This is a genomic window from Pseudomonas sp. GM30, assembly GCF_000282275.2.
Lineage (GTDB): Bacteria > Pseudomonadota > Gammaproteobacteria > Pseudomonadales > Pseudomonadaceae > Aquipseudomonas.
Map to the genome: position 1 here is coordinate 44623 of NZ_AKJP02000022.1, position 14250 is coordinate 58872.

The following is a 14250-nucleotide window of genomic DNA, read 5'->3' on the forward strand; positions in this document are numbered from 1 at the left end:
GCAAAAAAATGGCACGTGTGGATCAAGCCAGCTCCATCTCTCTCAGCAACCGGGTATCCAGCCCAAACCGCTCCTGGGAAACCATCCTGAACTGCCCCTCCGCCAAGTCGCAGCTCACCAGCAGATTCCACGAGTGCCGGGTTGCCGCCGAGGGGATCAGTACAAACGGATGCTCTGCCAATAGCGCATCGGCGAACAGTTGTTGATTGGGTGAAGGCTTGGCGGGGCTCAACCAGTAAGGGTTCGGCACATCCTCCGGCTGCACGATTTTCACTTTTGCTTCGCTGATGACCTCAAAACACGTGAGCACATAAGGTTCACTGTCCAGCGCATCAAAACTGTGATGGGCTGCCACCTCCAGAATGGCCGAGGACGGATCGACTGATGCATAAACGACTCGCCGCCCGGGTTTGTTCCATCGGCCGCCATTGAGATTTGACCCCATCCCGCTGTTCCACGTCCCTCCGTAAACCTCGGCATCCAGCCGCCAGGCATACCACTGCTCGTCCCAGGGCAAGGGATTCATGCGTAAACCCCATATATCAGCTGCCCCAGATACTGCTCGACCATCTGAAACCCGAGTGAATGCCGGATAAACTCCACGGGTACGCGACCGTTCAGGTAGGTGCAGGGCTTGCGCAGCCACTCCTCGGCCCGTGACTGCCTCCCGAAGGCGCAAATGGCCTTTTCCAGCACCAACGCATATTGGTAGGCGACGACGCTCTGCTGCGGGTCAAGCCGTACCGTTTTACCTTCCTTCAGTAATCGCCGTACGGTTCTGACCGACTTGCCGGTGATACGTTTGACCATATCGTCTTGCAGATAAAGTTCAGAGGTTGAAAGCATGTTGACGACATCATTCAGCTCAAAACCTTCGTCGGTAAGGTCAACGATCAGAAAGGCGTCGTCACCTATGTTCTGGCCATTTACGAGCAAGTCGACAGGTCGGCCCTCGGCCTTCTTCACCCCCGTCAATCGGGGTACCTTGACGCTGGGCATCGCGACATCCTCCATGGGGCATCTGGCACGATCGGTGCGCCACTGAAGGCGATGGGAATAAGCAGGCGTTTCGTATTCGAGGTGGGGAGTTCGCATAATCCATCCGTTATCAGAGGCCTGAGCGTCCAAGCCGTTTACGACTTCAATGTCACGTCCGATGCTACAGATCATGCTTCCGACGACCAACCTGAGAATGTCGTCGGAAATATCCCCGTTTCTGCGAAAAATTCTCCCGTTTCCGTAGGACGTTACTCACGAATACCGCGTGCTCAACTGCCGAAGTGATAACTCACATCCAGCCACCACTGCCGCCCGTACGGGTCATAGTTGCCGGTCGGGTAATACGGCCAGCCGGCCGAGTCATCGTGTTTGATCTGGTTGAGCACGTTGTTCACGGTCAGGCCGACACTGGCACGGTCGTTGAGCTTGTAGCGGGCGCTGGCGTTGAACACCGTCCATGGCGACAGACGCCCGTCACCCGCGCCGTTGGTCACGGAGCCGTAACGAATGCCCATCAGCGTCGCCGTGGCTTTCTGGTAATCCCAGGTCAGGCTGGCGTTGACCTTGCTGCGCCAGTCGTAATTGGTCCGCGATGTGCGCCAGTCCTGGGTCGGCGCCTCGTCCGACTCTTTATAGAAATGCGACAGCACCAGGGTATAGCCCAGCGCCGAACTGAACGCGCCGTACTGGCCGGCGCCCCAGCGGATGTTGCTCTTGAAGTCCAGACCACTGACCCGCTCGCTGGCGGCGTTGATCGCATTGACCCGCACTCGCTGCAACTGATTGGGATCAATCGCGGCATTGCCCGGATTGCGGTCGATGCGCGCCAGGGTCGACTGGCAGTTGGCCGAGTTGATGTCCTGGGTGCCGTTGCGGCATTCGTTCTCTTGCTGCAACAGGCGGTTTTCATCGACGGTGGTCAGCAGGTCGTCGATCTCGACCCGCCAGAAATCGGTGGAGAAATCGAAATTGCGCGACGGCGACCAGACAAACCCATAGGTCCAGGACTTGCCGCGTTCGGACTCGAGATCCGGGGTACCGCTCTGGGTGTAGTCGACCCGCCCGCGATCACACGCGCCCTGCACGCCCTGGCTGCAACCGTAGTAGTCGATCTGTGCCGGGTAGTAACCGTTGCTGTCGGACTGGTAAATGTAGTTCAGATCCGGCGCGCGGAAACTGGTGCCGTAACTGCCGCGCAGCAACAGGCTGGTGATCGGGCGCCATTCGAGGCCGAGGTTGTAGGTTTTCTGCTGCTCGCTGCGGCCGCTGAATTTGTATTGGTCCCAACGCCCGGCGGCGGTGGCCAGCACGGTGTCGGTGACCGGAATACTGAACTCGCCGCCCGCCGCGTAGCGCTTGCGCGAACCGCCGGAGCTTTGCGCCGGGCTCACGCCATAAAAAGTGCCGTCATTCAGACCGTCGTCCGGGTCGACGCGATATTCCTGTTTGCCCGCTTCCAGCACGCCGGCAAACCCGACCGGGCCGGCCGGCAGGTCAAACAGGTCGCCGTTGATCGAGGCGTTGTAGCTGGTCGAGACCGACTTGCTGCGCTGGGTCAGGTTGCTGCGAAACTGATCCCATTCCTGTGGCGTCAACGGGCGGTCGAGACGCGAGGCATCAGGTGCGAATACCGGGTAGCCGTCGCGTGTGCCCAATTGCGGGCCGAGGTAGAAATCCTGAATCGATGAAAGCGGCGTGTAGCGCGAGGTTCTGACGCTGCGATACTCAGAGCGGTTGGCCGCCAGATCGTAGCTCCAGCCGGTGTCGGCGATCTTGTCCGAGAGGCCGAGGGTGCCGGTCCACGACGTGTCGGTCCACTTGCTGTTGTTGCTGGTGCGCCCGCCGATTTCCTCTTCACCGTAACGCCGATACCAGCGTTCAAGATTGCCGCTGTTCTGGTTGATGAAATCCGGTGAAGTGAAGGTCGGGCCACGGGTGTTGTTCTGGATGTGATCAAGGCCATACATCAAGTCGGCAAACACCTGGCCGCTGTCGCTGAAATGCCAGGTGCCGCGGGTGTAGCCGTCGTAGTTTTCCTTTTGCGTCTGGATGGTCCAGTAATCGTTGTACATCTGATCGGTGCGGCAACGACCCGCGTTGTTCAGCAGCTTGTTGTCGAAGGTGCCTTGATAGGCGCCGCAGCCGGGGCCAAGGTAGCGGTTGTTGCTCAGGTCGCGACGGTAACCGACATCCGCCAGCGGGCCGCTCTGCATGAAGCCGCGATCGTCGGCCCAGATCGGGTCACGGTTGGTCAGCTCCAGGCCGAACAAGCCGTCGAAGTCGCCCCAACTGCCGCCGCCGCTGATTTGCAGTCGTTGATTATCGCCACCTCCGCGCTCGCTGGTGCCGCCCTTGAGATTGACGTCGATGCCATTGATTTGCTTCTTGAGGATGATGTTGACCACCCCGGCAATCGCGTCCGAACCGTAGATCGCCGAGGCGCCGCTGCTGAGAATTTCGATGCGTTCGATGACCGCCGAGGGAATGTTCGCCAGGTTAGTGAAGTTGACCTTGCCGTCATAGGGCGTCGGGTAATCGGCGACACGCCGGCCGTTGATCAGCACCAGCGTGTGATTGGGGCCAAGGCCACGCAGGTTGATCGCACTGGCTGCCGGTTGCCAGGTGTTGCCGTAATCCTCGCCCTGGGTCATGCCAGTGTTTTGCGTCTGTGTCGCCAGAGCGTCATAGACGTTCTTGTAACCGCGCGCTTCCATCTCTTCGTGGGTGATGACGTTGACCGGGGTTGCACCATCACTCTGCGCGCGGGCGATTCGCGAACCGGTGACGGTGACTTTGTCCATGCGGTAATCAGCGCTGGTGGCCGGGGCCACGGCGCTGACTTTGGCCGCCACCGGCGTGCTCGCCTCGCCTTCGCGCACGCTCAGGCCCTGGGCACTTTGCTCGACTTGCAGGCCGCTGCCGAGCAGGGCTTTTTCAACGGCCTGACGCCCGCCCAAGGCACCGCGCACCGCACTGCTGCGTTTGCCTTGCACCAGATTCTGGCTGAAGGAAATCGGCACGCCGGTCTGGCGTGAGATGTCCAGCAAGACCTCGTCGAGCGGGCCGCTGGCGATGTCGAACGTGAACACTTGCACGGCAGGATCCGCAGCGAAAACCACCTGCGGCACCAGCCCCATCGCCAATGCGGCAGCGAGGGTCAAGCGCGGTAATTGTTGTTTGAATGAAATCATCAAGGGCTTCCCTGTTGAAGGCGTCTGCAGGGAATGAGCAGCGGGCCGGCGCTTTTTATAGGGCGGGATTAGGCCAAGAAGTTATGACGCTATAACCGCGCGCCGATGCTGACCCAATAGGGGTTGTGCCAGGTGACGCGGATCGGCAGCGAGCGCTCCAGCAGTTGCAGGGTGCGGTCGCTATCGTCCAGCGGATAGAGGCCGCTCAGGCGCAGATCGGCCACTTCGGGACTCAGGTGCAGAATGCCCCGGCGGTAGCGGCGCAGGCTGTCGATCACTTCACTCAGCGGCCGGTCGCGCACTTCCAGACGACCTTGCACCCATGCGCTTTCCTGGCCGTTGCTGCGTTCGAGGGCGAGAATGTCCTGGGCGTTGAACAGCAGACTTTCCCCCGCCTCCACCACTTGCCGCGCACCGCCGGCGGTGACCACTTCGACCTGCGAATGCAGCATCACCAGCCGCGTAGAATCGTCGCCCTGTTGCACCAGAAATTTCGTCCCTAGCGCCCGCATCCGCCCATGTTCGGTCTCGACCACGAACGGCCGCGCGGGATCCTTGGCGACGTCCACCAGCAACTCGCCCGCGCGCAACGCCAACAAGCGCTGAACCGCGTCGAACTGCGCCACCACCCGCGTACGTGCATTCAGACTCAGCGCGCTGCCATCCTCGAGAACGAAATCGCGCCGCTCGCCGGTGCCGGTCGCCAACTCCCCCGGTTCCGGCAGCCAGCCATAGCGGCGCCCGAGCAACCCGGCCAGCACAGCGATGCCGAGCACGCTCAAGCTGCCACTGACAAAGCGCCGCCGACTCGATGGCGCATTCAGGCTGTGTAGCAGACTGTTGCGCGGCAGCCCGCGCAAGCTCGGATTGCGCAGCAGGTTCAGGCCGCCGCCCATTTGTTCGATGATCCGCTGATGACGCGGGTCAGCCGCGCGCCACGCTTCGAATGCCGCGCGCTCGCCAGCACTGGCTTCGCCGGACTGCAATAGCGCCATCCACTGCGCCGCCTCATCGATCACCGCGTCGTCCGGCCTCATGCCTGCATCGCCTGATAGCAGCGTTTGAAGGCCTCGACCATGTACTGCTGCACGCGGCTGGTGGACACGCCAAGTTGCTGGCCGATTTCGCTGTAGGTCAGACCGTCGAGCTGATGGTAGAGAAACGCGGCTTTGGCCTTGGCCGACAAACCGTTGAGCAAGCGATCGACGGCCAGCAGCGCCTCGATCACCAGTGCCCGTTCTTCCGGCGATGGATGTACCGGTTCCGGCGCCAGCGCCAGGCTTTCCAGATAGGCGCGCTCCAGGTCCTGGCGGCGCCAGCCTTCATAGACCAAGCGCCGGGCGATGGTGGTCAGCAGCGCCCGTGGCTCACGAATGGCGCTCGGGTCCGGCAGGGCCAGCACCCGTAAAAAGGTTTCCGAGGCGATGTCCTGTGCGCTGTGCGGGCAACCCAGCGTGCGGCCAACGGCAGCGCACAGCCAGCGATAGTCCTTTTGGAACATTTGCCCAATCAACCGGTAATGCGGGTTCTGAACATCCCCCATGCCTTGCTCCCTGAAACGGGTCCCACCCGCTGCGAAAATCCGTGGTTCTGCCGGGATCGTCCGGCTCTTGATCAGGCGCGACTGTGCAATAGCGCTGCAGACATTTGAAGTAATAAAAAATCAGGATAAGCAAACCTTTGAGAATAAGGCGTTCCGTCGCCGCAGAAATACTGACTGACACAACGTTGACCCCGATCAGTTGCCAGCGCTGAAGCACTGACTAATCTGCGCGCTCCATCGAACGCCAAGGACGGCTCACCGGGAGCCCGCGGCTATCCCTTCAAGGAAGAAAACCATGCGATCACTGAAGATTATTCTGCTGTCCTCGGCCTTCAACGGCCTGACCCAACGTGCCTGGCTGGAACTGCGTCAGGCCGGGCACTCGCCCAGCGTTGTGGTGTTCACCGACGAGGCGTCGGTGTGCGAACAGATCGAACACAGCGGCGCCGATCTGGTGATCTGCCCCTTCCTCAAGGATCGCGTGCCGCATGCGCTGTGGAGCAATGCGCGGCGCCCGGTGGTGATCATTCATCCGGGCATCGTCGGCGACCGTGGCGCCAGCGCGCTGGACTGGGCAATCACCAACGAACTGACACGCTGGGGCGTGACTGCTCTGCAAGCGGTGGAAGAAATGGACGCCGGCCCGGTCTGGGCCACCTGCGAATTCAATCTGCCGTCGGGCTTGCGCAAGTCCGAGCTGTACAACGGTCGGGTCAGCGATGCGGCGATTCGCTGCATTCGCGAAGTGGTCGAGAAATTCATCGACGGCGTGCAACCGGTCGCACTGGATTACACCGACCCGAAAGTCCGCGGCCGCTTGCAACCGAACATGAAGCAGGATGACCGCACCTTCAGCTGGCACGACTGCTCGCGCTTCATCAAACGCTGCATCGATGCTGCTGATGGTCAGCCCGGGGTTCTGGCGAGTCTGGCTGGCGGGCAGTATTACGTGTACGACGCGCACCTTGATCAACGCACCGGCATTCCCGGCAAGATCCTCGCGGTGCATGACGACGCGGTGCTGGTGGCGACCGGCGATCACAGTCTGTGGATCGGCTCGCTGCGCCGCAAACCACTGCCCGGCGAAGAGACCTTCAAGCAACCGGCGCGGCATGTGCTGGCCGGGCAATTGGCCGATGTGCCGACTCTCGACTGGTCGATCGCCAGCGAGCCATTCAACGACGAGGCGTATCAGCCGATCCGCTACCGCGAATCCGGGCATGTCGGCGAGCTGACCTTCGAGTTCTACAACGGTGCGATGAGCACCGAACAGTGCCAGCGCATGGTCGAAGCGCTGCGCTGGGCCAAGTCTCGGGACACCCGCGTGTTGCTGATCAAGGGCGGACGCGGCAGTTTTTCCAACGGTGTGCACCTGAACGTGATCCAGGCCGCGCAGGACCCGGGTGCCGAAGCGTGGGCGAATATTCAGGCGATCGACGATGTCTGCGCCGAACTGCTCAGCGCCCGGCAACTGGTGGTCAGCGGCGTGACCGGCAGTGCCGGGGCTGGCGGCGTGATGCTCGCACTGGCTGCCGACATCGTGTTTGCCCGGGCCGACATCGTGCTCAATCCGCATTACAAGAGCATGGGCCTGTATGGCTCGGAATACTGGACCTACAGCCTGCCCCGTGCGGTGGGCCCGGCGATGGCCGAGCAACTGACCCAGGCTTGTCTGCCGGTCAGCGCGACGCAAGCGCTGCAACTGGGCATGGTCCAGGAAATCGGCCCACGCTGCCCGGACGAGTTTTCGCTGTGGCTGCTGCAACGGGCCAACGCAGTCCTGAACGATCCGACCTACGCCGCCGTGCGTGAACGCAAATTGCGCATGGATCAGGTGCTGATCGAGCAAAGTCGGAAAAACGAGCTGCAGGAAATGCAGGAAGACATGCTCTACAACCGCAACCAGTTTGCCGAGAAGTGCAGCAACTTCGTCTACAAGCGCAAAGCCTGCGGCACGCCGGCGCGGCTGGTGGAAGACTGGGCGCGGGTGCGCAAGGTCGAGTTGGCGGGTTGAGCTTCACCGCCCACTACGGCCTCATCGCTGGCAAGCCAGACTCCCACAGGTTACTGCGGCGCTCACAGAACTCGTGAACAACATAAAACCTGTGGGAGCTGGCTTGCCAGCGATGGCGGTGGGTCAGGCGATGCTGGTTTGGCAGGCACACCGCATTCGCGAGCAGGCTCACTCCTACAGGGGTTTGTGTCGTTCGGGAAGTCGATGGCCGCCGCCCAACCCTGTGGGAGCTGGCTTGCCAGCGATGGCGGTGGGTCAGGCAATGCTGGTTTGGCAGGCACACCGCATTCGCGAGCAGGCTCACTCCTACAGGGGTTTGTGTCGTTCGGGAAGTCGATGGCCAGCGCAGAACCGTGTAGGAGTGAGCCTGCTCGCGATGAACGATGACGCGGTAGCGAGCCGGCACTTACAATGCCCGCACCTCAGACACCGGCCCGCCCATGGACATCGACCTCGCCCGCACTTTTCTGGAAATCGTCCGTCACGGCAGCCTGGCTGCGGCGGCGCAGAAGTTGTTCGTCACGCAGACGGCGATCACCGCCCGGGTGCAGAAACTCGAAAGCCAGTTGGGCAGTACGCTGTTCGTGCGCAACCGCGCCGGGGCGAAACTGACCGCCAATGGTGAGGCCTTCGTGGTCTACGCCAATCAACTGGTGCAGACCTGGGAAGCCGCACGGCGCGACCTGCCGCTGCTGGACGGTTATCACAACGTGCTGCACATCGGCGGCGAAGTCAGTCTGTGCAACCCGTTGATGCTCAGCTGGGCCGCGCAACTGCGCGAGCACATCCCCGGGCATGCCCTGCGCATGGAAATCCGTGACGGCGAAAATCTGTTGCGCCAGCTCGAACTCGGCGTGCTCGATGCCGCGCTGGTCTATCAGCCGGAATACTGGCCCGGCCTGCAGGTCGAGCAGGTGCTGGAAGAAAAACTGATTCTGGTCCGTGCGCCGAACCGCCCGGAGCCCTACGTCTACATCGACTGGGGGCCGGACTTCCGTCGCCAGCACGACGCCGCCCTGCCGGACAAGGCCAAAGCCGCGCTGAGCTTCAACCTCGGTCCGCTGGCCCTGCAATACATCCTCGAACATGGCGGCAGCGGCTACTTCCGTACCCGCGTAGTGCGCAGCTATCTGGAAAGCGGCGCGCTGGAAGCGGTGACCAAAGCCCCGGAGTTCGGCTATCCAACCTATCTGGTGTACGCCCGCGAACGCGACTCGGCGACGCTGCAGCAGGCCTTCGACCTGCTGCGGCAAGTGATCGAGACCGATGACGACTGGTCGCAACGCTGGAACCCGTTGAGCTGAATCGGCCGCTTTACACCGGAGCATGGCGCAACTGACCTCAAGGTGCGGCCTGCACAAACGGCCGGATCGGCTAATCTGCCGGGTATAACAACAATACCCGCAGGTGAACGCAGTGAGGCAGACCACCGAGGCATTCCGCAGCCGCTACCGTGCGGCCATTCATCCGCTGTACAACCCGTGGCTGCACGGCGCTTTCGTGCTGCTGTTCGGTGTGCTGGCGATCGGCGCTTTCTGGAGCAGTACGCATCAGGTGCAGCCGCTGGAATGGCTGAGCGTGCCGCTGACCCTGCTGTTGTTCAACTTTGGCGTGTACATGGTCCATCGCCATCTCGGCCATCACAAAAAGACTTTCGCCAAGCTGTTCTATGCGCGGCATGCCGGCGACCATCACAGCTTTTTCACCCCCGGCCACATGACTTACGACGGCGCCCGCGACTGGCGGGTGATTCTGTTTCCGGCCTGGCTGATTATCGTGCATACGCTGGTTTTCACCCTGCCGCTGTGGTGGCTGCTCGCGCAGTTCAACGCCAATGTCGCCGGGCTGTTCGGCGGCTGCATGGTCCTGGGTTATCTGACCTACGAGGTGTTTCACGCCTGCGAGCATTTGCCACCGCACAACCTGCTGACCCGCCTGCCGTGGATCCGCCAGATGCGGCATCTGCACGAACTGCATCACCGCCGCGAGCGCATGCAGGAGCGCAATTTCAATATCGTTTTTCCGCTGATGGACTACCTGTTCGGCACCCTGTACTGGGAGCCGCCACCCGCCCCGTTGCGCTATTCGAGATCGCCCATGACCCGCATGCAGCACCAGATCGATATCGCCGGCGAACCGATCGCCGTGCTCCGCTACGCCGCCAGCGTCAATCACTGGCCCGAGTGGCACCCGTCGTCGCTGAAAATCGACGGCCCGCAAGGCCCGCTGCATGCCGGCGCGCGTTTCGAAGAAGACATTCACGCCGGCGGGCGCGCCGGCCATTTGCGCTGGGAGGTCACCGAGTATCTGCCCGGTCGCCGCTGGTGCGCCCAGGCGCGGGGCGATCATGGTTTGTCGCTGCTGTTGACCTATGAATGCGCGGCGCAAGGCGACGGCACGCGTTTCGTGCGCACCCTGGATTATCAGTTCGACGGGCTGGGCATGCGCCTGGCCAATCTGTTGCTGCTCAAGCGCCGTATTGAGCGGGAATCGGCGACCTCGATGCAGGCGCTGCGTGACATGGCGCTCAGGCACCTGACGCTGACGGGGCACGTTTCATGAAGCGCCTGCTGTTACTGCTGGCGATCCTCATCATCGCGTTTCTGCTGCTGATGCCGACCAAGGTGCAGCCGGTGGCGTGGAAGCCGCCGGCGGCGCCGTCCCTAAGCGAAGGACCGTACGCAGAAAACCAGCGGCTCAAAGCCTCAAAACAGATCGGCCCCGGTGATATCGACGGCCCCGAGGCGTTGCTGCTGGAAGGTGACTATCTGATCACCGGCCTGCATGACGGGCGACTGATCCGCACCAGCCTCGATGGCAAACAACGTCAGGTGCTGAGCGACACTGGCGGCCGGCCGCTCGGCCTGGCCCGACATCCCAACGGTTTGCTGGTGGTTGCCGATGGGGTCAAAGGTCTGCTGTCACTCGATGCCCAGGGCCAATTGATTCCTCTAGCCACCGAGGCCAATGGCCTGCCCTTTGGTTTTACCGACGATGTGGTCATCGACAAGTCCGGTCACTATGCCTATTTCAGCGATGCCAGCAGCCGCTGGGGCTACGGCCATGACGGCGAAGCGATCATCGAGCATGGTGGCGACGGACGTCTGCTGCGCTATGACTTCCAGACTGGCAAGACCAGCGTACTGCTGGACAAACTGCAGTTCGCCAACGGCGTGACCCTCGGCCCGGATGACGCCTATGTACTGGTCAACGAAACCGGTGCCTACCGCATCAGCCGTTACTGGCTGAGCGGCCCCAAGGCGGGGACTCGTGACCTGTTCATCGACAATCTGCCGGGCCTGCCGGACAACCTCGCGTTCAATGGCAGCAATCGCTTCTGGGTCGCGCTCTATGCGCCGCGCAGTGCCTTGCTCGATGGCACTGCCGGACATCCGTGGCTGCGCAAGATGATTGTGCGCGCCCTGACGGTTTTGCCCAAACCGGTGGAAAAACGCGGGTTCGTGCTGGGGCTGGATCTTGAGGGCAAGGTGATCGCCAATCTGCAGGACGCCAGCAGCGGCAACTACTCGCCGATTACCACGGCGCGCGAGTATGGGGACTGGTTGTATCTGGGGTCGCTGAAGGCTACGCACATGGCGCGGTTGCCGTTGGCTGATGCGTTGAAATGATGCATGGCAAATGTGGAAGCTGTAAGTCCAATGTGGGAGCGAGCTTGCTCGCGAAAGCGGTGTGTCAGGCAACGATGATGTTGAATGGGCTGACCTCTTCGCGAGCAAGCTCGCTCCCACAGGTTCAAGCGGCTGGCACAACCCTTGTGGACACCTAAAAATCCTGTGGGAGCTGACTTGCCAGCGAAAGCGGTCTGTCAGTTGCCCGACCTGTCGAACTTGTCCGGATCTTCGTCTTCAGGCAGATCCTCATCCGGTTCTTCTGGCTGGGTCGTGGTGTGAGCCGGGCTGTTGGGTTCCGGATGTGTGGGCACCGGGTCGAAGCCGCCCTGCTCTTCACTGGGGAATCTGGGTGTGTTCATGAGGCACCTCGCAAAGAGTCATTGAATGAAGGCTCTTACATTCGAGGTGCCGTTGGTGGCTGTCGTTCCAGTCAATTCACCAACCAGGGTCGGTGAAGCGACTGACGGTCAGGATCGCGCCTGCAACTGCGCGACGATCTTGTCTTTGACCTGCAAGCGTTTCTCTTTGAGTTTCTTCAGGGTGTCATCGCTGGGTGCATCCGAGGTCGCCGTCTCGGCCTTGACTACTTCGGCGTCCGCTTGGGAATACTTGTTGATCAGTGCATCCAGAAATGGATCCTCGGTGCGTTTTTGCTGGATCTCTTCCTTCGTAAGCTTCAAATCCTGATACAGGTCATGAGTCACCGGCATGGAACACCTCCGTCAGTTGATCGGCAGCCAACGCGACCGATTGCGCTGGCCCGTTATCAGAATGGCCTTGGTCGGGCCGTTCTGTCGACCTCCTGTCAGACCAGCGGTGGCCGTTCGTCGCCCTGTCGCAAATACGATAAAACCTTTGGTCGTCGCCTTCCCTCCATTGAATAACGCTCACAAAAACCTGCGTGGAGAAAAACCAATGGACGGATTCAACCTGCGTCATCTCGTTTTGGCTGTCGCCCTGAGTGCCGGCATGGGCAGTGCTTTCGCTGCCACTTCCAACAGTTTCGTCGACAACGCCGCAGCGGGCGGCATTGCGGAGATCGAAACCAGCCGCCTCGCCCTGGAAAAAAGCCAGTCCGCTGACATCAAGGCTTTTGCCAACATGATGATCACCGACCACAGCAAGGCCAACGATGAGCTGGCCAGCATTGCCAAGGCCAATGACATCGAGGTTCCGGACTCCACCACCCTGGTCAAGCAGGCCAAGGAAAAGATCCTCGACATGCGCGATGAGTCCTTCGACGCGGCCTACGCCAACAACCAGGTCAAGGCCCACGAAGAAACCATCGAACTGTTCAAGAAAGAAGCCAACACCGTGACCGATGACAAGGTCAAAGGTGCCCCCGAACTGAAAGCCTTTGCCCAGAAAATGCTCCCGGCGCTGGAAAAACACCTGACCGCCGCCAAAGAGCTGCAAGCCAAGCACCCGAGCAAGTAACCCGGGCGCTGTACAGCAAAAGGCCGCATTGATAAATGCGGCCTTTTGTCGTTTCAGCGCGATCAACCGCCGTCAGTATCGATGTCGGCATCGGTTTCTTCACCGGGCTTCGGACGATCGGGCTCAGGTTCAAACCCCGGACTGAACTCGTTGTCGTTGTCAGTGTGTTTGTTCTTCTGATCCACCGCCGGATCGGCGCTTGGCGCTTGTTCGGTACCACCCGTGGGTTGCGTTGGCGGGCTCTGGCCCGGCACTTGCGGGTCGATGGCCGGGTCGTTGCGATTGATCGGTTCGGCGTCCGGTTTCTGCTGCTGTTGCGATTGCTCGTTCATAGCCACCTCGTTTTTCAATGCTGGCGCGACTCAAACCCGCCGGCCTTGTATATTCGAAGCCGCTACGGTGCCAACGTTCAAAACATCGCTGGTTCGAGGGGCGCCGACTAGAGTTACCGGGGCATTCCTTGCGCCGGATCAAAAATATCCTTGCGCACCTGAACAACTATTTTGAACGGCAAAGGTCACTGACTTCGCACCGGTCATTTTTTACAGAACCGGCCCCAATACGCTACGGAGCAACAGGCACATGGCAGCACTGCAGAACAGCACACTCGATGCGATGAAGAACAAGCAACCACAACTGCTGAGCGAATGGATCAACGGCCTGGAAGCCAGCGGCGCCACCCGTAACCTCAAAGACCATGACCTGAAACAGCAGACCAGCGAATTCCTGCAGCTGGTGATCAACGGCCTGCAGGGCGACAACGGCAGCAACATCAACGCGCCGGGTTGGGAAGCCACCCGCCAGTTCCTCGAAAAGCTCTCCCACAGCCGCGCTCAGCTCGGTCAGGACTCGCAACAGACCGCCAGTTTCATCTTCGCCCTGAAGGGCCCGCTGTTTGCCCTGCTGCAAGCGCACTATAAAGAACAGCCAGCGCTGCTCGCCGAACAACTCTGGGAAATTTCCGAACTGTTCGACGCCTTCGGCATGCACACCATCCGCACTTTCCAGAAGTCCCGTGAAGCGGTGATCAAACGTCAGCAGGAAGAACTGCTGGAACTGTCCACGCCGGTGGTCAAGCTGTGGGACGGTGTGCTGGCGCTGCCGATGATCGGCACCCTCGACTCGCAACGCACCCAGGTGGTGATGGAATCGCTGCTGCAGCGCATCGTCGACACCGGTTCGGAAATCGCCATCATCGACATCACCGGCGTGCCGACCGTCGACACCCTGGTGGCCCAGCACCTGCTGAAAACCGTGACCGCGATTCGCCTGATGGGCGCCGACTGCATCATCAGCGGCGTGCGTCCGCAAATCGCCCAGACCATCGTGCACCTGGGCCTCGACCTGCAAGGCGTGGTGACCAAGGCCAATCTGGCCGATGCCCTGAAACTCGCCCTCACCCGCCTGGGCATCAGCCTCGGCAAAGCGGTCTGA

At 61.2% G+C, this 14250-nt stretch carries 14 protein-coding genes; 6 read left to right on the plus strand and 8 right to left on the minus strand.

Features of this window, described 5'->3' with window-relative positions; translation table 11 throughout:
• Positions 1-22 precede the first annotated feature (22 nt).
• The 5 genes from PMI25_RS13570 to PMI25_RS13590 all read right to left on the minus strand — a co-directional run bounded on the left by PMI25_RS13570 (position 23) and on the right by PMI25_RS13590 (position 5733).
• Positions 23-526 (minus strand): RES family NAD+ phosphorylase, encoded by a 504-nt coding sequence (locus tag PMI25_RS13570; protein WP_007967877.1) that lies wholly within the window; start codon positions 524-526, stop codon positions 23-25.
• The gene (locus PMI25_RS13575; RefSeq protein WP_007967879.1) at positions 523-999 is read right to left on the minus strand and encodes an antitoxin Xre/MbcA/ParS toxin-binding domain-containing protein; all 477 of its coding nucleotides are present in this window, start codon (positions 997-999) and stop codon (positions 523-525) included. Before PMI25_RS13575 ends, PMI25_RS13570 begins: the two co-directional genes overlap by 4 nt.
• Before the next feature lie 269 nt (positions 1000-1268).
• Positions 1269-4190: a TonB-dependent receptor gene (locus tag PMI25_RS13580; RefSeq protein ID WP_007967881.1), complete on the minus strand. Its 2922-nt coding sequence runs from the start codon at positions 4188-4190 to the stop codon at positions 1269-1271.
• An 89-nt stretch (positions 4191-4279) separates the two neighbouring features.
• Positions 4280-5227 (minus strand): FecR domain-containing protein, encoded by a 948-nt coding sequence (locus PMI25_RS13585; protein ID WP_007967883.1) that lies wholly within the window; start codon positions 5225-5227, stop codon positions 4280-4282.
• A complete protein-coding gene (locus tag PMI25_RS13590) occupies positions 5224-5733 on the minus strand; it encodes a sigma-70 family RNA polymerase sigma factor (RefSeq protein ID WP_007967884.1) in 510 nt (169 codons plus the stop codon). The genes PMI25_RS13585 and PMI25_RS13590 overlap by 4 nt, the downstream gene beginning before the upstream one ends.
• Positions 5734-6028: 295 nt before the next feature.
• Here PMI25_RS13590 and PMI25_RS13595 point away from each other — a divergent pair, with 295 nt between their 5' ends.
• The 4 genes from PMI25_RS13595 to PMI25_RS13610 all read left to right on the plus strand — a co-directional run bounded on the left by PMI25_RS13595 (position 6029) and on the right by PMI25_RS13610 (position 11376).
• Positions 6029-7747 (plus strand): hydrogenase maturation protein, encoded by a 1719-nt coding sequence (locus PMI25_RS13595; RefSeq protein ID WP_007967885.1) that lies wholly within the window; start codon positions 6029-6031, stop codon positions 7745-7747.
• A 440-nt stretch (positions 7748-8187) separates the two neighbouring features.
• Positions 8188-9051 carry a LysR family transcriptional regulator gene (locus PMI25_RS13600; RefSeq protein WP_007968827.1) on the plus strand — a complete coding sequence of 288 codons (864 nt, stop codon included), beginning with the start codon at positions 8188-8190 and terminating at the stop codon, positions 9049-9051.
• A gap of 112 nt (positions 9052-9163) precedes the next feature.
• Positions 9164-10309, plus strand: coding sequence for a sterol desaturase/SRPBCC family protein (locus tag PMI25_RS13605; protein ID WP_007968826.1), 1146 nt, complete (start codon positions 9164-9166; stop codon positions 10307-10309).
• On the plus strand, positions 10306-11376 hold the full coding sequence (locus tag PMI25_RS13610) for an SMP-30/gluconolactonase/LRE family protein (RefSeq protein WP_007968824.1): 1071 nt from the start codon (positions 10306-10308) through the stop codon (positions 11374-11376). Before PMI25_RS13605 ends, PMI25_RS13610 begins: the two co-directional genes overlap by 4 nt.
• A gap of 197 nt (positions 11377-11573) precedes the next feature.
• Here PMI25_RS13610 and PMI25_RS29480 read toward each other — a convergent pair whose 3' ends face one another.
• The gene (locus PMI25_RS29480; protein ID WP_007968822.1) at positions 11574-11738 is read right to left on the minus strand and encodes a hypothetical protein; all 165 of its coding nucleotides are present in this window, start codon (positions 11736-11738) and stop codon (positions 11574-11576) included.
• Positions 11739-11846: 108 nt separating this feature from the next.
• Positions 11847-12089 carry a YdcH family protein gene (locus tag PMI25_RS13615; RefSeq protein ID WP_003225561.1) on the minus strand — a complete coding sequence of 81 codons (243 nt, stop codon included), beginning with the start codon at positions 12087-12089 and terminating at the stop codon, positions 11847-11849.
• A 205-nt stretch (positions 12090-12294) separates the two neighbouring features.
• Here PMI25_RS13615 and PMI25_RS13620 point away from each other — a divergent pair, with 205 nt between their 5' ends.
• Positions 12295-12816, plus strand: coding sequence for a DUF4142 domain-containing protein (locus tag PMI25_RS13620; RefSeq protein ID WP_007968820.1), 522 nt, complete (start codon positions 12295-12297; stop codon positions 12814-12816).
• A gap of 62 nt (positions 12817-12878) precedes the next feature.
• Here PMI25_RS13620 and PMI25_RS13625 read toward each other — a convergent pair whose 3' ends face one another.
• Positions 12879-13148, minus strand: a complete 270-nt coding sequence (locus PMI25_RS13625) for a hypothetical protein (RefSeq protein WP_007968819.1) — start codon at positions 13146-13148, stop codon at positions 12879-12881.
• Positions 13149-13398: 250 nt separating this feature from the next.
• Here PMI25_RS13625 and PMI25_RS13630 point away from each other — a divergent pair, with 250 nt between their 5' ends.
• The gene (locus PMI25_RS13630) at positions 13399-14250 is read left to right on the plus strand and encodes an STAS domain-containing protein (protein ID WP_007968817.1); all 852 of its coding nucleotides are present in this window, start codon (positions 13399-13401) and stop codon (positions 14248-14250) included.